This window comes from Streptomyces sp. NPDC057694, from assembly GCF_042799415.1.
Taxonomy (GTDB): domain Bacteria; phylum Actinomycetota; class Actinomycetes; order Streptomycetales; family Streptomycetaceae; genus Streptomyces.
In genome coordinates this window covers 37897-56314 of the sequence record NZ_JBHVIX010000007.1, presented here as the reverse complement: position 1 = coordinate 56314, position 18418 = coordinate 37897, and the positions used below count along the sequence as shown (strand labels likewise).

Sequence of the window (18418 nt, the reverse complement as noted above, 5' to 3'; positions counted from 1 at the left end):
GTACGACAGGCCGACTAATCAGGACGATAGTGGGGCATGTGCCGCACAACGTCACCCGTTCCTACGCGACCGGCGCCGGGCCGCCCGTCGGATTACTCGACGACGAGCTGCACGTCGATGTTGCCGCGCGTCGCGTTCGAGTACGGGCAGACCTGGTGGGCCTGCTCGACGAGCTTGCGGCCCGTCTCGGCGTCGACGGTGTCCGGCAGCTCCACGCGGAGCACGACCGCGAGACCGAAGCCCTCGCCCTGCTTGCCGATGGAGACCTCGGCGGTGACGGCGGCGTCGGTGACGTCCACCTTGGCGCTGCGGCCGACCAGGCCGAGCGCGCTGCCGAAACAGGCGGCGTAACCGGCGGCGAAGAGCTGCTCGGGGTTCGAGCCCTCGCCGCTGCCGCCCATCGCGGTGGGCATGCCGAGCTGGAGGTCGATGACACCGTCCGAGGAGACGGCGCGGCCTTCGCGACCGTGGGTGGCGGTGGCGACAGCGGTGTAGATGGCGTCCATGAGGGGCCTGCCCTTCGAGATGCTTCCAGCGGTTCCGGGTTTCTTACGTGCTCAAGTAGAGCACGCAATTCAATTGTGCACAACTGAATCGCCCGAGGGATTACCCTGGAGCCATGACCCAGCGCGACGAGTACCTCCGCCTAGACCGGCAGATCTGCTTCTCGCTGAACGCCGCGGCGCGCGCGTTCGGCGGCGTCTACCGCGTCCTCCTCAAGGACCTGGGCCTCACCTATCCCCAGTACCTGGTGATGCTCGCGCTCTGGGAGGCCGACGGCGCCGGGCTCCCCGTCAAGCGGCTCGGCGAGCGGCTGCGGCTCGACTCGGGGACCCTCTCGCCGCTGCTCAAGCGCCTGGAGGCGAGCGGGCTCGTGCGCCGGGAGCGCAGCGCGCGGGACGAGCGTTCGGTGGTCGTCACCCTCACCGCGGCGGGCGTGGTGCTCAAGGAGCGGGCGGCCGAGGTGCCGCGGGCGATCGGCGCGGCGACCGGGTTCGACCTGGCCGAGCTGGACGACCTGAGAGCACGGCTCAACCGGCTGACCGAGGCGCTGGACAGCGCGGACATCAAGACCTTGAGCTCTGCGGACGGCGCGGACATTTAGGGATGCCCCGGTCGGGACATACGCTCCCGAACCGTGACACTCGACACCAGGCCGAGCATCCCGGCCCCCGTCTTCGCCACCTGGGTCCGCCCGGGCCCGCTGGCCCGCGCCGCCCTCCCCGCCACCTGGCTCGCCACCCGCGCCGCGATGGTCCTGCTCCTCGCGTGGGACGGACTCGGCACCGGCGGTGTGGCCAGGGAGGCGCACGGGCTCTACGCCCACTGGTACGCGACCCTCGCCCGGGGCGCGTTCCCGTCCGGCGACCCGCTGTGGCAGTACCCGCCGGGCGCGGGCCCGGTGCTCCTCGCGCCCGGGCTGCTCCCCTGGCTCACGTACTTCCAGGCGTTCGTGACGCTCACCCTCGCCGCGGACGCGCTCATCACGTTCGCCCTGGCGCGCGGCGGACGCGAGCCGCGCGGCGCCTGGCTGTGGGTGGCGGGGCTGCCGCTGCTCCTGCACATCCCGCTGGCCCGCTTCGACGTCCAGGTCACCGCCCTCGCCGTACTGGCCCTCCTCGCCCTGCCGTCGAGGGGTCGCTCGCCGCGCACCGCGGGATTCCTCGCGGCGCTCGGCACCCTGGTGAAGGTCTGGCCGGCGCTGACCCTGCTGGGCGTGGAGCGCGGACGCTCGGCGAAGGAGGCGTGGACGGCGGCCGTCGCGTCCGGGGCCGCGATGCTCCTCGTCCTGACGCTCGCCTTCGACGCGCCACTGTCGTTCCTGCGTGGGCAGAGCGGGCGCGGGGTGCAGATCGAGTCACTTGGCGGAACCGCGCTGATGATCGCGCGTCGCTTCGGGTGGCCGGGCCGGGTCCGCTACCAGTACGGGGCGTTCGAGGTGGTCGGTCCGCACGTCGAACTGGTCGCGGCCGCCGCCCTCGCGCTCACCGTCGCGGCGTTCGGGGTGCTGTTGTGGTGGCGGACGCGGGCCCGCGAGTGGTCCGAGGCGACGCCGTACGACGCGGCGCTGTGCGCCGTCCTGATGTTCACCGTCACCAGCCGCGTGATCAGCCCGCAGTACCTGGTCTGGCTGCTCGGCCTCACCGCCGTCTGCCTCACCTCGCGGTACACCACTCAGGCCAGGGTGGCCCCGCTGATCCTCGCGGCGGCGGCCCTCAGTTCGCTCACCTACCCGGTGCTCTACGCCGATGTGCTGGCCGGAACCTGGACGGGCTGCGCGGTGACGGGAGCGCGCAACGCCCTTCTCCTCGGAGGGGTTTTCGTCTCGTTCCGTTCCCTCCGGAGGGGAACAGGGAGGTAAAAATTCCGGCTTACCAGACATTTACCAATAACACCTAAGATTCTGCTGTGAAGATCTCGCCACCTCCCGCGGTCACGGTCGTCGTGATCGGTTTCGACGATGTCTCCCATGTCGCCGACGCGGTGCGCTCGGCCCTCGCCCAGGGGCCCGCGGTGACCGAGGTCATCGCGGTCGACGACTGCTCGACGGACGGCAGCGGCGCGCTGCTACACGAACTGGCCACCCACGAGCGGCGCCTGACGGTCGTGCACCGCGAGCACAACAGCGGCGGCTGCGGCACCCCGCGCAACGACGGGCTGGCGCGCGCCTCCTCCCCGTACGTGATGTTCCTGGACAGCGACGACGAGCTGCCGCCGGGCGCCGTGGACGCGCTGCTCGGCGCGGCCCGGCGGCACGGCGCCGAGGTCGCCGCCGGACTGTGCGTACGGCGCGAACTGCCGTCCGGGCGCGAGACACCCTGGCAGCCGGAGCTGTACGCGGAGCCGTCCGTCGTCACGCACCCCGCGCGCCGCAGACGCCTCGTGCACGACACGCTCTGCGTCAACAAGCTGTACCGCACGGACTTCCTGCGCGGGCACGGCATCCGCTTCCCCGACGGGCGGTTCGTCTACGAGGACTTCGTGTTCACGGCCCGGGTGCTGGCCGCCGGGCCGCGCATGGCGCTCGTCCCCGACCCGGTCTACGTGTGGCACGTGCGCCGCAGCGCCGACCGGCTCTCCCTCTCCCTCGACCGGGCCCGCATCGACAACTGGCAGGCCCGGCTCGACGCCCACCGCACGGCCGTCGACATCCTGCTCGGCGCGGAGCAGAAGCGGCTCGCGCGGGCGGCCCGGGCCCACTTCCTCGACCACTCGCTGCGGATGTACGCGCGTGAACTCGATCTGCGCGACCCCGAGTACCGCACCGAGTGGTGGACCAGGACCCGCACGTACCTGAAGACCTTCGACACCGCCGACTTCGAGCTGGCGCCCGCGCCGGGGCGGGTCGTCGGCCGGATCGTGCAGGCCACCGAGGAGCCGTGCGATCTGCCCCGCGTCAAGGAACTCGCCGCCCGCCCGGCCCGTCTCCTGCCGCCGTACGCGTACGCGCCCGACGGCACCCCCGCCTGGTCAGCGGAGCTGCCGCAGGTCACCCTCGACCATCTGCTGCACCGGCCCGTCCACCTGCTCCCGGTCGCCGTCGAGGGCGAACTGCGTCCAGGGCCCCGCGGCACCCGGCTGTCGCTGGTCATGCACGAGCTGTACGGGCGGGTCGCCGACGCCGGGCCGCGGATGATGGACGTGGAACTCGTCGACCGGGAGTGCGGCGGCGTCGTCCAGCGCCGCACCGCCGCCGTCACCGCGCAGCCGGAGCAGCAGTGGGCGGCGACGGTCCCGCTCGACCTCTCCGCGCTCGGCCGGGCCGGCACCTGGGACATCCGGATCCGGCTGCACTTCGCCGACGGCAGCCACCGCGACACCACCGCGCACGCCGTGAACCGCCCGGACCTGCTGCGCCGCGTCGCCGTCCCGAGCCGCCGCCACGGCGTCCTGCTCGCACAGCCGTACGCCACCCACTCGGGCGCCCTCGCCCTGCGCACGGCGCCGGGACTGCGCGGGGTGGTGTCGGTGGTACGGCGCAGGGCGGGCCGCCTGCTTCACTGACGTCCACTGCGTTCTTCGCGTTCTCTGCACGAGGGGATCTCTCCGACATGACCTGGCTGATCACCGGCGGGGCCGGCTACATCGGTGCCCACGTGGTGCACGCGCTGCGCGCGGCGGGCGAGCAGGCGCTCGTCTACGACGACCTGTCCACGGGCATCGCCGGCCGGGTGCCGGCCGGCGTGGAGCTGGTGGTCGGTTCGACCCTGGACCGCGCGCTGCTGGAGCGCACCCTCGCCGGCCGTTCCGTCACCGGTGTCATCCACCTCGCGGCGAAGAAGCAGGTCGGCGAGTCGGTGGCGCGGCCGCTGCACTACTACCGGGAGAACGTGGAGGGGCTGCGGGTGCTGCTCGACGCGGTGACGGAGGCCGGGGTCCGCGCGTTCGTGTTCTCCTCGTCGGCGGCCGTGTACGGCATGCCGGATGTCGAGCTGGTCACCGAGGACACCCCGTGCCTGCCGGTGTCGCCGTACGGGGAGACGAAGCTCGCCGGTGAGTGGCTGGTCCGGGCGACGGGCCGGGCCACGGGCCTCGCCACGGCCTCCCTGCGCTACTTCAACGTGGCGGGCGCCGCCTCGCCCGCGCTCGCCGACACCGGGGTCTACAACATCGTCCCGATGGTCCTGGAGCGGCTGACCGCCGGGGACGCTCCGCGCATCTTCGGCGCCGACTATCCGACGCCGGACGGCACCTGCGTCCGCGACTACATCCATGTCGCCGATCTCGCCGAGGCCCATGTCGCCATCGCCCAGCGGCTCGCGGGGGCGGCGCCCGGCACCGACCTCACGCTCAACATCGGGCGCGGGGTGGGCGTTTCGGTGCGCGAGATGATCGACACCATCGCCCGCGAGACGGGCCTGGACGTGCCCGCGACCGTCCACGACCGCCGCCCCGGCGATCCGCCCCGCGTGGTCGCCTCCGCGGACCGGATCGCCGCCGAACTGGGCTGGTCGGCGAAGCGGGACGTCGCGGAGATGGTGTCCTCGGCGTGGGCGGGGTGGCCGCACACCTGAGCCGGTCCGGCCGGCACGGCTCTCGTCCTGGCTATCCGGGAGACAGCCCCTGGGCGCGCTGAGGTGTGGCCGTGCCGTCGGTCAGGTCCCAGACGTCGTCGGCCAGGTCCAGGAGGCGGGTGTCGTGGGTCGCGACGAGGGCCGTCACGCCCTCGCTGTCGACCACGGCCCGCAGCAGCTCCATGACGGCCACGCCGGTGTGCGCGTCGAGCTGGCCGGTCGGCTCGTCGGCGATGAGCAGCGCGGGGCGGTTGGCCAGCGCCCGCGCCACGGCCACTCGCTGCTGCTGCCCTCCGGACAGCTCGTCCGGGCGCTGCTTGGCGTGGTCGGCCAGGCCGACGAGGCCCAGGAGGACCCGGACCCGCTCGTCGCGCTCCTCGCGCGGCAGGTTGCGCAGCCGCAGCGGTACGCCGACGTTCTCGGCCGCCGTGAGCACGGGAAGCAGCCCGAAGCCCTGGAAGACGAACCCGATCCGGTCCCGGCGCAGTTCGCGCAGCCGCGCCTCCGGCAGCCCGGAGAGATCGGCCCCGTCCAGGAGCACCCGGCCCCGGTCCGGCCGGTCGAGGCCGCCGACGATGTTCAGCAGGGTCGTCTTGCCCGCGCCCGAGCGCCCGCGGACCGCGGTCAGCCGCCCGCTCCGGGCCGTCAGCGACACCCCTCTCAGCGCGTGCACCTCTGACCGCCCGCGCCCGTAACTGCGGTGCACGTCCTCCACCCGCACCATCGGCTCCGAGGCGTCGGGCCCGACAGCCGTCCGCACCGTTCCGTGTTCCGCCCTGTGCTCCGTCATCGCCCCACCCCGTCGCGGCCGTCGCCTTCCGCCCGGCGGGCGCCCGTGCGCCCGTCACCGGACGGGCGGTCACCCTATGCGGACGCGCCGTCCGGGACAACGCCCGCCCATCGGCCGCCCGATCGTCCGGACGGGCGGGGGTTATGATCCTCGCGCTCCGTATCGAACTGCCGTCCGGGGAACGGTGGTCGGCGGTGCGACGACTGGACGGGGGCGGTCCGCGTGCTGGCCTGGGGAGTACGGCGCGTCCTCGCGCATCGGCTGCCGATCCTGGCCGCCGTGCTCGCGGTGACGCTCGCGGCCACCGTGCTCACCGCCCTGGCCGCCTTCTCGACCGCCGCCGGTGACGTCGCCCTGCGCCGCACGCTCGCCGCCCCCGACCACCGCGTCGACACCGCGCTGACGGTCACCGCCGACGTCCCCGACGGCGAGCGGAGCGCGGCCCGCGCCACCGTCGCCCGGCAGGCCCGCGCCGCGTTCGCCGGGCTGCCCGCCACCGTCCGGGAGAGCGAGCGCTCCGTCACGTACGCGCTGCCCGGCGGCGACCGAGACCACCCGGACCTCGCCCGGCTCGCCACCCTCGACACCGACCGGGTGCGCCTCGTCTCCGGCCGGCTGCCTTCAGGGGGCAGCGGCGACGGCGTCCCCGTGGCCGTCCCCCGGATCGCCGCCGAACGCCTCGGCCTCCGCGTCGGCGACACCCTGGCCCTCACCGGCCGCCTGGACTCCCGCGCCCTGCGGGTCACCGTCACCGGCGTGTACGAGGCACGGGACACCGCCGATCCGTACTGGCGGCTCGACCCGCTGGGCGGGCGCGGCGCGGCCACCGTCTCCTTCACCACGTACGGGCCGCTGCTCGCCCCCGCCACCGCCTTCGGCTCGGGCCGGGTCGGCACCGACAGCACCGCGTGGAGCGTCACCGCCGACACCCGCCGGCTGACCGTCGCCGACGCGGACGACCTGCGCACCCAGGTGGTCCGGGCCCGCGCGGCGCTGCGCAAGGCGCCCGCGCTGGGCGGCGCCGCCCAGGTCACGACCGGGCTGCCCGCCCTCCTCGACGAGGCGGCGACGGCCCGTTCGGTGGCCGCGACCTCGCTGCTGACCGCCGCCGTGCACCTCGTCGTCCTGGCCCTGGGCGTCCTGCTGCTCGTCGCCCGGCTGCTGCGCGAGCGGCGCACCGCGGAGACGGTCCTGCTGCGCGCCCGGGGCGCCTCCACCCGCCGGCTGGCCGCCGTCGCCGCCGTCGAGGCGGTGTGCCTGGCGCTGCCCGCGGCGGCCGTCGCCGTGCTCGCCGCGCGTCCGCTGGCCGGTCTGTTCGCCGCCGACGCCGCGCACGCCCCGCTCACCCTGCCCGTCGTCCTCGTCGCGGCCGGGACCGCGCTCGCCGGAGCGGCCGTCGTCCTCGGCACCGCCACCCCGGCCCGGGACGAGAGCGCGAGCGGGCGGGCCCGCGCCCTGCCCGGGCCCGTGCGGGCCGGAGCGGACGTCGCCCTGGCCGTCCTCGCCGCCGCGGCCTGGCTCCCGCTGCGCTCCGGCGACCGGCTCACCCCCGTCGCCGCGTTCGCCCCGGCCCTCACCCTCCTCGCCGGCACCGTGCTCATGCTGCGGCTCCTGCCGTGGGCGGCACGCGCCGCCGAGCACCTCGCGGCCCGGCGCCGCGGTGCCGGGGCCGCCCTCGCCGGACGGCAGTTCGCCCGGCGCCCGGCCGTCGCCACCGCCCCCGTCCTGCTGCTCGCCCTCGCCGTCGCCACCGGGCTGCTCGCCGCCGGGCAGAACGCCTCGTGGCGCACCTCGCAGCACGACCAGGCCGACCAGACGGCCGGCGCGCCGCTGCGCCTCGACGACCCGCGCCCGAGCGGCCCGGGGCAGAGCGGCCGCGTCGACGGCGTACGGGGCCTGCGGGCCGTGGCGCCCGTGCACCGCGCCGACACCGACCTCTCCGGCGGCGCCCGGGCCACCGTCCTCGCCGCGGACACCGCCGCCCTGCGCTCCGTCGTCCTGCCGGGGCCCGGCTCCGCCGACACCGCGCTCGCCCCGCTCACCCGCGCCCGGCCCGCCGCCGACGGCCCCCGCGTGACCCTCCCGAAGGACGCCCGCGCGCTCCTGATCGACGCCAGGACGGGGTCGCGGGGAGATCGGGCCCCTGCCGGGCGGGTGAGCGTGCTCGTCACCGACCGGCACGGCACCGCCTACCGGCTCGCCGCGGGCGAACTGCCCGCCGACGGCCGCACCCACCGGCTCCACGTCGCGCTCGACACCAGCGCGGACTCCGCGCGCTTCACCCCCGCGGGCCCGCTGACCGTCGCCGAGATCGGCCTCGAAAGTGCCGTGCCGGTCCACGGCGGGACCGCCGTCCTGCGCATCGGCGCGCTGCTCACCACAGGTGCGGGCGACCAGCCCCGTGCCCTGAACCTGCCCGCGGGACAGACCTGGAGCGCCGAGTCCACCGTGACCCGCGGCACGCTCGACGATCCGGCCCGCTCCCTGCGTCCGAAGGCCGCCGGGGACGCGGTGACGCTCTCCTACCCGACCGGGTCGGACGACCTCGGCGACGCCACTCTCACCGTGCGGCTGCGCCCCGGCGAACGGCCGCACGCCCCCGCCGCCCTGCCCGCCCTCGCCACCGACGCGTACCTGCGGGCCACCGGCGCCCACGCCGGAGACACCGTCGACGTCACGCTCTCCGGCGAGTCGCTGCGGGTCAGGATCGCCGCCACCGCGCCCACCTTCCCGACCACCGGCACCAAGGGCGCGCTCGTCGTCGACCTCGCCGCCACCGAGGCCTGGCTGGCCGCCCACGACCGCGACCCGCTCACCCCGACCGAGTGGTGGGCGGCGCCCGGGGCGGGACATACGGAACAGGCCGCCGCGAGCCTGCGGGCCACCGTCCCCGGTGCCACCGTGACCGTCCGCGACGAGGTCGCCGCGCGACTGCTCGCCGATCCGCTCAACGGCGGTGTGCGGGGCGCTCTGTGGGCCACGGCCGCCGCCGCGGTCGTCCTCGCGGCGCTCGGTCTCGCGGCGGCCGGCGCGGGCACCGCCCGGGTCCGCCGCCCGGAGTTCGCCGTGCTGAGCGCCCTCGGCGCACCACGCCGGCTGCCCCTGCTGCTGGTCGTCGCCGAGAACGCCGCGCACCTGGTGACCGGCCTGGTCACCGGCACCGTCCTCGGCGTGCTGCTGGTCCACGCCGTGGTCCCGTACACCGTCCGTACCGCCACCGGCGCACGGCCCGTGCCGACGGCGGTCACGGATCTGCCCGTCGCCCATGTCCTCGTCCTGCTCGCCGCCGTGGCCGCGGTCCCCGTCGTCGTCACCGCCCTGCTCGCCCGCCACGCGGCCCGCACCCCGGCGGGCGCCGGAACGGAGCCCGCATGACCGTGCACCGCGCAACAGAAAGCGGCACCACCGCGCCGCGCCCGGCGCGCGGGCACCGGGTCCCCGCGCCCTGGCTGCGGACCCGGTTGCGGGCCGCGCCGCGGGCGGCCCTCGCGCTCGCCGCGCTCGTCGGCGTGGTCGCCTTCCTCGCCGCGGGGCTGCCGCGCGCCGACGACACGGTCACGGCCCGGGCGCTGCGCTCCACCCTCGACACGGCCGGCCCCTCGCGCACCGCCATCGAACTGACCGCACCGCAGCCGTCGTTGGCGCTCTCGCCGCGGGACCGCGCGGCCGCCGTCGCCCCGGCCGCGCTCGCCCGGGTGACGAAGCGGGCCGCCGGACTGTTCCCCGCGCCGCTGGCCGCCGACCCGGGCAGCGCCGTCACCGAGGTCCGCACCACCGACCAGCTCGTCGGCACCGACCCCGGCCTGCCCCGACCGGAGGCCGTGCCGCCGCAGTTCAGCGTGCACGCGCTGAGCGGCCTCGCCGAGCACGCCCGGGCGGCGTCCGGCCGGCTGCCGCGCGCGCCCCGCGACGCCACGGAGAACACCCGCACCGCAGAGGCCGCCGTCACCGAGGCCACCGCGCAGGCCCTGCACCTGCGCGTCGGCAGCACGGTGCACACCGCCCACGCGAACGGCGCCCCGGGCCCGGTGTTCACCATCAGCGGCATCCTGCGCGCGCTCGAACCGGACAGCCCGTACTGGTCGGCCGATCCGCAGCTGCGCACCCCCGGCCTCGCCGCCACCAGCGGCAAGCCGCCGTCGCTGTACTGGTCCGCCGCGCTGCTGCTGCCCGCGGAGGCCGCGCCCGTGCTGCTCGGCACCCAGACCCAGCCGGAACTGGTCTGGCGCTTCGCCCCCGACACCGACGGGCTGACCGGCGCCGACGCCGACGGACTCGTCCGCGCCACCGCGTCGATGCAGAACGGCCCCGCCGCCCTGCGGCTGCGCTCGGTCGCGGGGCCCACCGCCGCCGTCACCACCGGGCTCGGCGCCGTCGTCACCGACCACACCCAACTGCGCGACACGCTGCGCCCGCTGGTCACGGCGGGCCTCACCGGAGCCGCCGCCGTCGCCGCCCTCGTACTGATCGCCGCGGCCGCCGTGCTCACCCGCCGCCGCGCCCCCGAACTGGCGCTGCTGCGCGCCCGGGGCGCCGGTCTGGCCTCGCTGGCCGCCCGCACCGCCGCCGAGACGGCCGTGTGCGCGCTGCCCGCGGCGGCCCTCGGGCTGCTGCTCGCCCGGCTGGCGCTGCCCGAAGGGCGCGACGCCCCGGCCGCGCTCGCCGTGGCGGCCGCCGCCGGGCTCGTCTGCGCGGTGCCGCCCCTGCTCGTCCTCGCCGGTCACCGGGTGCCGCGCGTGCACGACGAGCGGGAGGACATCGCCGACGTCCGCCCGGGCCGCCGCCGGCTGGTCGTCGAGGCGACGGCCGTGCTGCTCACGGCCGGCTCGCTCGTGGCCCTGCGCACCACCGGCGCGGACTCGACGGCCGCGATCGCCGTCGCGCCGGTACTCACCGCGCTGCTCGGCGCGCTGCTGCTGCTGCGTCTGACACCGCCGCTGCTGCGCCGTGCCGCCCGGTCCGCGGCCCGGCTGCGCGGCTCCGTGGTGTTCCTCGCGCTGGCCAGGGCCGGGCGCGCGCCCGCCGCCACCGCCTTCCCGCTCTGCGCCCTCGTGATCGCCCTGACCACGGCCGCGTTCGGCGGATCGGTCCTGGCCGGCACGACCGACGCCCGGGACCGGGCCGCGGTGCTCGTCACCGGCTCCGACGCCCGCGTCGACGTCCTGGGCGGGGGCCGGCTGGCCGCCGGTGCGCCCCGGGCCGTCGCCGCGCTGCCCGGCGTCCGCGCGGTCACGGCGGTCGGCGCGGACCGCGACGCGCGGGCGGGGGACGCCGCGTTCACCGCCGTCGCCGTCCCCGCCGACGCGTACGCCCGGCTGACCCGCTCCACCGGCCTCGGCGGCTTCGAACCGGACGACCTCGGCAGCCGCTCGGGTGCGGTGGGCGCCGTCGCCTCGGCCGGGCTCGCCCGGCGGCTGGGCACGGGGCCGCACGAGATCGAGGCGTTCGGCAGAACCGTCACCGTGCGCGTCACCGCCGCCCGGACGACCACCCCGGCCGTCCCCGACGGCGCGTTCCTCGTCCTGGACCGGAGCCGCCTGAAAGCACCGGCCGGTGTGACGAGCCTGCTGGTCAGCGGCGCCCCGGCCGACGCGCAGGCCCTCGAACGCGCGGCCCGCGCCGGATCCTCCGCGCAGGTGCGCGCCGTGCTCCGCTCCGACGTACGGGCGCGGTACGCCTCGTCGCCGCTGCAGAAGGGCAGCGTCCTCGTCTACGCCGCCGCGGTCGCCGCCGCCGGCGCGTTCGCCGCGCTCGCCCTCGCGCTGTCCCTGCTGCACGACGCCGCCGCCCGCACCGCGTTCCTCGGCCGCCTGCGCACGCTGGGGCTCGGGGTGCGGCAGGGCCGGTGGCTCGCTCTGCTGGAGGCGGCACCGCTCGCGGCGACCGCGGCCCTCGGCGGCGCCGTCACCGGATGGGCCGCGATCACCCTCGCGGGCCCGGCGATCGACCTGCGGCTGCTCGCTCTCGGTCCGGCCCGCACCGGGCAGGACGGCGCGGCCGTCCCGGAGGGGTTCCGCCCCGGCCTGCCGGCCGACCCGGCCGCGCTGGCGCTGCCCGCCGTCGCGGTGCTGGTGCTCGCCGCGGTCGTGACGGTCCTGCACACCCGCCGGACGGGCGACCGGCCCGCCCGACGCCCGGGCACCGCCGCCCCCACCCCGACCGAACACCCGTAGACCTGTGAGACCTGTGAGAGGGGAGTCCTCATGACCGTGCCACCGCCCTCGGACGGCGCCCGCGGCCCCAGCAGCCTGGCCGAGCTGGAGGCCCGGGCCGGGCGGGAGCGCCCCGCCCACGGCCAGGACGCGCTCGTCGTCTGCGACCGTCTCGTACGGGTCTTCACCGCCGACGGCGTCGAGGTCCAGGCCCTCCAGGGCCTCGATCTCCTGGTCCGCAAGGGGGAACTGACAGCTCTGGTGGGTGCCTCCGGCAGCGGCAAGTCGACGCTCATGAACATCCTCGCGGGCCTCGACGTGCCCACCGCCGGCGCGGCCCGGGTCGCGGGACGCGATCTGCTGACCATGGGTTCCCGCGACCGCCTCGCCTACCGGCGCGCGACCGTCGGCTTCGTCTGGCAGCGCACCTCCCGCAACCTCGTGCCGTACCTGGACGCGGCGCAGAACGTCGCGCTGCCCATCCGGCTGGCGGGGCGCGGCGGCCGCAAGGCCCGTGCCGCCGCCGCGCGACGGGCGCACGACCTGCTCGCCCTCCTCGGCGTCGCCGACCGCGCCGACCGCCGCCCCGCCGCGCTCTCCGGCGGCGAACAGCAGCGGGTCGCCATCGCGGTCGCGCTCGCCAACGACCCGTCGCTGCTCCTCGCCGACGAGCCGACCGGCGAGCTCGACTCGGCGACGGCCGCCGACGTCTTCGCCGCGTTCCGCCGGGCCAACGACGAGCTGGGCACCACCGTGCTGGTGGTGACGCACGACCAGGCGGTGGCCGACGAGGTCCGCCGCACCGTCGCCATACGCGACGGCCGCACCTCAACCGAGACGCTGCGCCGCACCACCGTCGACGAGGGCGGCCGCACCTCGGTCGAGGCCCGCGAGTACGCGATGCTCGACCGCGCGGGCCGCCTCCAACTGCCGTCGGAGTACGTCGACTCCCTCGCGATGGAACACCGCGTCCTGCTCCAACTGGAACAGGACCACATAGCCGTCTGGCCGGACGAGCCCCAACCCTGACGCCCCTGGGCGGGCGCAGCCCGCTTCGGGGGCGCGGGGCTGTGTCCATCAGCGGCTCCGCCGCGGGGCGCGAGAAGCGGCCACCGCCCCGCGGATGAGCCGCGCGCAGCGCAAGGCTCCAGGGGCGCGGGGAACGGCGCGAGAAGCGGCCACCACCCCGCACCCGACAACAAGAGCGGGCGCAGCCCGCTTCCAGGGGCGCGGGGAACTGCGCGAGCAACCACGACGAGACCCGCACCCGACAACAAGGGCGAGCGAAGCTCGCTTCAGGGGCGCGGGGAACGGCGCGAGCAACCACACGAGACCCGCACCCGACCGACACCCCGGCCGCAGCCCCCACCGCCCCGCCGGCTACCCCCCGGCCCCCCGCACCCTGCGGACCAGTTGGCCGACCTCCCCGCTCAGCCCGACCCCCACAGCCAGCGCCAGCGTCACGGCGGCCACGTCGACCATCCCCCCGAGCCCCTCGATGGTCCGCCCGGAGGCCAGCGAGCCCAGCGCCCCGTACAGCACCCCGCCCGGCAGCAGCGGAGCGATCGCGGGCACGACCAACGGCAGGGCCGACTCCCGACGGCGCCGGGCCACCCAATGCCCGGCGCACCCCACGGCGGTGGCCACCAGTGCCGTACCGACCAGCGCCGACAACCCGAGCACCCGGAACTCGACGGACACCACGAACCCGACGACCCCGAGCACGGCAGCCGGCAGCCAGTCCCGGCGAGGGGCCCGCGCACGGGCCGCCACCGCGACGGCGAACACCACGACCCCCACCACCGGCAGCCCCAGATGTTCGGCCCGGCCGACGGCCGGCACCAGCGGCACCGCGAACCCGAGCAGATCCCCGACCCCCAGCACGATCACCACCCCGGTGACCACGGCCGCGAAGATCAGCACGGCATCGCACAGCCGCCCGAGCGCGGTCAGATAGTGCCCGGTGAGCGCGTCCTGCACGGCGCTCACGAACGTCACCGTGGGCAGTAGCCCGAGCACCCCGGCGACGACGACGGCCGGCACGACCGACGGCGGCGCGACCCGGCTCACCGCGAGCGCCATCAGCGCGGCCGGCATGGAGGCCACGGCGAACCGGTAGAACGCGGGCACCCCGTGCCGCCCGAGCCACCCGCACAGCAGCGCCCCGAGCAGCCCGGCGACGAACGCGCAGAGCAGCGACCGCGGCCCGCCCCCGAAGACGACGGAGGCGCCCGCGGCGACGAGCCCGGTCTGCACCGGCACCCGCCACCGCGCCCACCGCCCGCCGCGCGGCGGCGCGTCCAGGATCCGCGCGGTCTCGGCCCGCGCCTCGTCCAGGGTGAGTTCGCGGGCGCCGATCCGGTCCACGAGACGGTGGACGCGGCCCAGGGCGCCGTAGTCGGTTCCGTATCGGCGGATCACCCGGCGGGCGTGGAGCGGGGTGAGTTCTCCGGGCGCGTAGCCGGACAGCGAGACCTCGGAGAGGGTGACGCCGGGTTCGCAGTAACTGAGCCCGTACGTCTCGGCGGTCACCAGCATTCCGGCGACGGCCTCCTCCGCCGAACCGCCGTACATCAGCAGCGCGTCACCGAGCCGGATCGCGAGGTCGGCGACGCGCGCGCCGTACGCCTCCATGTCGGTGCGGCCGTCGTCGTGCAGCAACTCACCGGCGTAGCCGTAGTTCCTGATGGGTTCGAGGCCGCGCAGCCGCGGCAGCGCCCGGGTCAGCCAGGGGGTGTCCGTCGTCACAGCCATAGAAATCGAGCGTAACGGACATTTACCCCATTCAGGCTAGGCGGCGAACCCGTGCCCGTATCCCCAGTTCTCCGCGACCTCCCGCACCCGCGGCGACAGTCCGTCGAGGGTCGGCGGCGCGGGTGTCGCCTGGACGCGGCCGGAGAGGATCTTCTCGCTGCGGTCGCCGAGGTTCGCCAGCAGCGGGCCGTGCTCGTCGGCGTGGGAGCCGTAGTCGAGCATGCCGGGCTCCCAGTCGAGGCCGAGCCAGTCGGTGATGCCCCGGGTGACGGCGGCCGGGTCGGCGGTCAGGTCCTCGTAGCGGACGGTGTGGGTGCGCGCCGGGTCGAGGCGGCGGCGGGCCTCTTCGAGGGGGTCGAGGTACTTCAGCACGTTGCGCTCGTTCTCCGCCGTGGTCGCCGTGTTGCCCTTGCGGCTGTCGAGCGAGTCGACGATGCCCCGCGGGTGGCGCCGCAGGAAGAGGAAGCGGGCCCGCGGCCAGGCGTGCTCCAGGCGCTGCCAGGCCCAGACGTTGCCCGGGGTCTTGTCGACGACGACGTCCTTGCCGGAGCGCTCCAGTTCCAGGTGCAGCACCCGGTCCCACAGGACGTGTTCCAGCTCGGCCTTGTCGAGGTCGAGCGCGCGCAGCGCCCGCCCCGAGAAGTCGGGGGCGAGGTCCACCTCGACGCTGCGCAGGTGCAGCTCGTGCGGGGCGCGGACCCGGGAGTGGCTGTTGAGCAGCATCCGCAGCAGGGTGGAGCCCGCGCGGACCGGCGTCAGGACGAAGACCGGGCTCTCCACCAGGCGCGGCGCCCTCGGCACCGCCACCTCCAGGGGGACGGTCCGCTTGGGCGGCCGCCTCGCTGGCGGGGCCGCCGGCCCTCCCGCCCTCGGTGCCGGCGCGCTCAGCGCCTCCTTCAGCAGGCGCGCCCTGCGCCGTATCCCGGTCTGCACAGTTCCCATGGCAAAGACTCTGCCCGCCGAACTTTTACCCGGGCTGTGCGCCGCCCTTACCTTTCATGAAACTTCGGCCGGGATCCTGCTGACCGTGTCCCGCCGTGCCTCACAGCGCCTTGAGCGCCGCCGCGGTCGCCGTCGCGAGCCGCTTCAGATGCCCCTTCGGCAGCTCCGGTGTGCGCACGACCACCGAGCGCCAGTACAGCGGGCCGGAGATCAGGTCGAGCGCCAGCTCCTCGTCGAGCCCCTCGCGCAGCTCGCCCCGCTCGACGGCTGCCCGCACGATCCCGCTCGCCACCCCGTGCTGGCCCTCGCGCAGCGCCTTCTGCATCGCGTCGGCGATCTCGGGATTGCGGGCCGCCTCCGCCTGGAGGTCGGGGATGATCTGGCCGGCCACGGGGTGGCGCAGCGCCCGGGACGTCACCCGGTACAGCAGGAGCAGGTCCTCCTGGAGGGAGCCGGTGTCCGGGGCGGGCAGCCCCTGCACCGCTATCGCGGAGACCAGGTCGAGGACGAGATGCAGCTTGGAGCGCCAGCGGCGGTAGACGGCTGTCTTGCCGACCCCGGCCCGGCGCGCGATGCCCTCGATGGACATGCGGGCGTAGCCGACGGAGGCCAGCTCCTCGAAGACGGCGCCGCGGATGGCGTCCGTGACGTCCTCGCGCAGGACGGCGGCCCCGGCCGGGGTCCTGCGACGCGTCGGCTTGGCCTTCTCATGGGCGGGGTCGGCGTTGGTCGTCATATGGCAAAGCATAGAGGCGTAACGACGAAACGGTTGCGTTCCGACGTAGATCAGCCCTATCGTCATCGCCATCACGTGACGACGATACGGACCCGTCCCGACGTAAACGGGAGGTGAACGCCCGTCGTCCTCCATTCACCGAAGCCATCGAAGGAAGCAGCGGACGTGAGTCAGGTACTGGACACGCCTCCCACGCCGGCACCCCCGGCCGCCGCCACCGAGGACTCCGCGGCCCTCGCGGCCCGGTACGGCCTGAGCGTCAGTGGCGCCCGCCCCACGCTGTCCGCCTATGTGCGGCAGCTGTGGGCGCGGCGGCACTTCATCACCGCCTTCGCCACCGCCAAGCTGACGGCGCAGTACAGCAGGTCGAGCCTGGGTCAGCTGTGGCAGGTGCTGACCCCGCTCCTCAACGCCGCCGTCTACTACTTCATCTTCGGCGTCATCCTGAAGACCTCCAGAGGCGTCCCGGACTACATCCCGTTCCTGGTGACCGGGGTGTTCATCTGGACGTACACCCAGAGCTCGGTGATGGCCGGGGTGAAGGCGATCTCCGGCAGCATGGGTCTGGTGCGCGCCCTGCACTTCCCGCGCGCCTCGCTGCCGCTGTCGTACTGCCTCCAGCAGCTCCAGCAGCTGCTGTTCTCGATGGTCGCGCTGATCGTGATCCTGCTGGCGTTCGGCGTCCCGCCGGGCCCATCCTGGATCCTGGTGCTGCCCGCCCTGGCGCTCCAGTCGGTCTTCAACGCGGGCCTGGCACTGGTCATGGCACGGCTCGGCGCCCGCACCCCCGACCTCAACCAGCTGATGCCGTTCATCCTGCGCGTGTGGATGTACCTGTCCGGCGTGATGTTCAGCCTCAGCGACAAGCTGCCGAAGACCGACCTTCCGGTGGTCGTCCAGCAGGCCGTGCAGCTCAATCCGGTCGCGGTCTACATCGACCTGATGCGCTTCGCCCTGATCGACAGCTTCACCGCGGACAACCTTCCGCCGCACATCTGGGCCTTCGCCGTGGGCTGGGCCCTGCTCGCCGGCATCGGCGGGTTCATCTACTTCTGGAAGGCAGAGGAGACGTACGGCCGTGACTGAGACCCAGACCGAGGCGATCGCCCTCCACGACACGACCCCGACCCCCGCCCCCGCCCCGGCCCCGGCCCCGGCCCCGCAGCCCCAGGACGAGCGCGTCCCCACCGTCATCGTCGACGGCGTCGACATCGTCTACCGGGTCAACGGCACCGGCGCGGGCCGCGGCACCGCGACCGCCGCCCTCAGCCGCATCGTGCGCGGCCGCAAGAAGGTCGAGCGGCGCGCGGGCGTGCGCAAGGTGCACGCCGTACGGAACGTGTCGTTCACCGCCTACCGCGGCGAGGCCATCGGCCTGATCGGCACCAACGGCTCGGGCAAGTCGACCCTGCTCAAGGCCGTCGCCGGACTGCTGCCCACGGAGAACGGGCGGATCTTCACCGACGGCCAGCCCTCCCTGCTCGGCGTGAACGCCGCCCTGATGAGCGACCTCACCGGCGAGCGCAACGTCAAGCTCGGCGGCCTCGCCATGGGCATGAGCCGCGAGCAGGTCCGCGACCGCTACGACGAGATCGTGGACTTCTCCGGCATCAACGAGAAGGGCGACTTCATCACCCTGCCGATGCGCACCTACTCGTCCGGCATGGGCGCGCGGCTGCGCTTCTCCATCGCCGTCGCCAAGGAGCACGACGTCCTCCTCGTCGACGAGGCCCTGGCCACCGGCGACCGCTCCTTCCAGAAGCGCTCCGAGCAGCGGATCAAGGAGCTGCGCGAGCGCGCGGGCACCGTCTTCCTGGTGAGCCACAGCAACAAGTCGATCCGGGACACCTGCGACCGGGTGCTCTGGCTGGAGCGCGGCGAACTGCGGATGGACGGACCGACCGAGGAGGTCCTCGCGGCGTACGAGGCATTCACCAACCCGCCCAAGACTCCCAAGGGCGCCAAGCCGGGCAAGAGCGGTGCAAAGGGAACCTGACCCCCACCGGCCCGCCTCTTCCCCCATGAGGCC

At 75.3% G+C, this 18418-nt stretch carries 14 protein-coding genes; 9 read left to right on the top strand and 5 right to left on the bottom strand.

Features of this window, described 5'->3' with window-relative positions:
* Window positions 1–92: 92 nt before the first annotated feature.
* A complete protein-coding gene (locus ACFVDP_RS18080) occupies window positions 93–506 on the bottom strand; it encodes an organic hydroperoxide resistance protein (protein WP_383490506.1) in 414 nt (137 codons plus the stop codon).
* A gap of 113 nt (window positions 507–619) precedes the next feature.
* Between ACFVDP_RS18080 and ACFVDP_RS18075 the strand changes: the two genes are divergently transcribed.
* Genes ACFVDP_RS18075 through galE form a run of 4 tightly spaced genes read left to right on the top strand, consistent with a single transcriptional unit; the run spans window position 620 to window position 5015 of the window.
* A complete protein-coding gene (locus ACFVDP_RS18075) occupies window positions 620–1105 on the top strand; it encodes a MarR family winged helix-turn-helix transcriptional regulator (protein ID WP_383490504.1) in 486 nt (161 codons plus the stop codon).
* Between the two features lie 33 nt (window positions 1106–1138).
* A complete protein-coding gene (locus ACFVDP_RS18070; protein ID WP_383490502.1) occupies window positions 1139–2362 on the top strand; it encodes a glycosyltransferase 87 family protein in 1224 nt (407 codons plus the stop codon).
* Window positions 2363–2409: 47 nt separating this feature from the next.
* A complete protein-coding gene (locus tag ACFVDP_RS18065) occupies window positions 2410–4005 on the top strand; it encodes a glycosyltransferase family 2 protein (RefSeq protein ID WP_383490500.1) in 1596 nt (531 codons plus the stop codon).
* Window positions 4006–4052: 47 nt separating this feature from the next.
* On the top strand, window positions 4053–5015 hold the full coding sequence (gene galE, locus ACFVDP_RS18060; protein WP_383490498.1) for a UDP-glucose 4-epimerase GalE: 963 nt from the start codon (window positions 4053–4055) through the stop codon (window positions 5013–5015).
* 31 nt (window positions 5016–5046) lie between these two features.
* Here galE and ACFVDP_RS18055 read toward each other — a convergent pair whose 3' ends face one another.
* Window positions 5047–5805: an ABC transporter ATP-binding protein gene (locus ACFVDP_RS18055; RefSeq protein WP_383490496.1), complete on the bottom strand. Its 759-nt coding sequence runs from the start codon at window positions 5803–5805 to the stop codon at window positions 5047–5049.
* Between the two features lie 222 nt (window positions 5806–6027).
* Between ACFVDP_RS18055 and ACFVDP_RS18050 the strand changes: the two genes are divergently transcribed.
* The 3 genes from ACFVDP_RS18050 to ACFVDP_RS18040 are packed head-to-tail and all read left to right on the top strand — an operon-like array spanning window position 6028 to window position 12986.
* Window positions 6028–9180 (top strand): FtsX-like permease family protein, encoded by a 3153-nt coding sequence (locus tag ACFVDP_RS18050; RefSeq protein ID WP_383490495.1) that lies wholly within the window; start codon window positions 6028–6030, stop codon window positions 9178–9180.
* On the top strand, window positions 9177–11978 hold the full coding sequence (locus ACFVDP_RS18045) for an ABC transporter permease (RefSeq protein ID WP_383490493.1): 2802 nt from the start codon (window positions 9177–9179) through the stop codon (window positions 11976–11978). The genes ACFVDP_RS18050 and ACFVDP_RS18045 overlap by 4 nt, the downstream gene beginning before the upstream one ends.
* 30 nt (window positions 11979–12008) lie before the next feature.
* Window positions 12009–12986: an ABC transporter ATP-binding protein gene (locus ACFVDP_RS18040; protein ID WP_383490491.1), complete on the top strand. Its 978-nt coding sequence runs from the start codon at window positions 12009–12011 to the stop codon at window positions 12984–12986.
* A 351-nt stretch (window positions 12987–13337) separates the two neighbouring features.
* On the opposite strand, the gene ACFVDP_RS18035 is transcribed toward ACFVDP_RS18040, so the two are convergent.
* From ACFVDP_RS18035 to ACFVDP_RS18025, 3 genes are all read right to left on the bottom strand, one after another.
* Window positions 13338–14711: a threonine/serine exporter ThrE family protein gene (locus ACFVDP_RS18035; RefSeq protein WP_383490489.1), complete on the bottom strand. Its 1374-nt coding sequence runs from the start codon at window positions 14709–14711 to the stop codon at window positions 13338–13340.
* Between the two features lie 36 nt (window positions 14712–14747).
* The gene (locus tag ACFVDP_RS18030) at window positions 14748–15653 is read right to left on the bottom strand and encodes a sulfotransferase family protein (protein ID WP_383490488.1); all 906 of its coding nucleotides are present in this window, start codon (window positions 15651–15653) and stop codon (window positions 14748–14750) included.
* A gap of 100 nt (window positions 15654–15753) precedes the next feature.
* On the bottom strand, window positions 15754–16389 hold the full coding sequence (locus ACFVDP_RS18025; protein ID WP_383490486.1) for a TetR/AcrR family transcriptional regulator: 636 nt from the start codon (window positions 16387–16389) through the stop codon (window positions 15754–15756).
* Between the two features lie 165 nt (window positions 16390–16554).
* Here ACFVDP_RS18025 and ACFVDP_RS18020 point away from each other — a divergent pair, with 165 nt between their 5' ends.
* Window positions 16555–17475, top strand: a complete 921-nt coding sequence (locus tag ACFVDP_RS18020; protein ID WP_383490484.1) for an ABC transporter permease — start codon at window positions 16555–16557, stop codon at window positions 17473–17475.
* A gap of 106 nt (window positions 17476–17581) precedes the next feature.
* Window positions 17582–18385 carry an ABC transporter ATP-binding protein gene (locus ACFVDP_RS18015; protein ID WP_383490945.1) on the top strand — a complete coding sequence of 268 codons (804 nt, stop codon included), beginning with the start codon at window positions 17582–17584 and terminating at the stop codon, window positions 18383–18385.
* Window positions 18386–18418 lie beyond the last annotated feature (33 nt).

Coding starts and splice junctions, on each gene's coding strand:
- ACFVDP_RS18080 (WP_383490506.1), bottom strand. CDS start 506: ATGGACGCCATCTACACCGCTGTCGCCACCGCCACCCACGGTCGCGAA.
- ACFVDP_RS18075 (WP_383490504.1), top strand. CDS start 620: ATGACCCAGCGCGACGAGTACCTCCGCCTAGACCGGCAGATCTGCTTC.
- galE (WP_383490498.1), top strand. CDS start 4,053: ATGACCTGGCTGATCACCGGCGGGGCCGGCTACATCGGTGCCCACGTG.
- ACFVDP_RS18055 (WP_383490496.1), bottom strand. CDS start 5,805: ATGACGGAGCACAGGGCGGAACACGGAACGGTGCGGACGGCTGTCGGG.
- ACFVDP_RS18045 (WP_383490493.1), top strand. CDS start 9,177: ATGACCGTGCACCGCGCAACAGAAAGCGGCACCACCGCGCCGCGCCCG.
- ACFVDP_RS18040 (WP_383490491.1), top strand. CDS start 12,009: ATGACCGTGCCACCGCCCTCGGACGGCGCCCGCGGCCCCAGCAGCCTG.
- ACFVDP_RS18035 (WP_383490489.1), bottom strand. CDS start 14,711: ATGGCTGTGACGACGGACACCCCCTGGCTGACCCGGGCGCTGCCGCGG.
- ACFVDP_RS18030 (WP_383490488.1), bottom strand. CDS start 15,653: ATGGGAACTGTGCAGACCGGGATACGGCGCAGGGCGCGCCTGCTGAAG.
- ACFVDP_RS18025 (WP_383490486.1), bottom strand. CDS start 16,389: ATGACGACCAACGCCGACCCCGCCCATGAGAAGGCCAAGCCGACGCGT.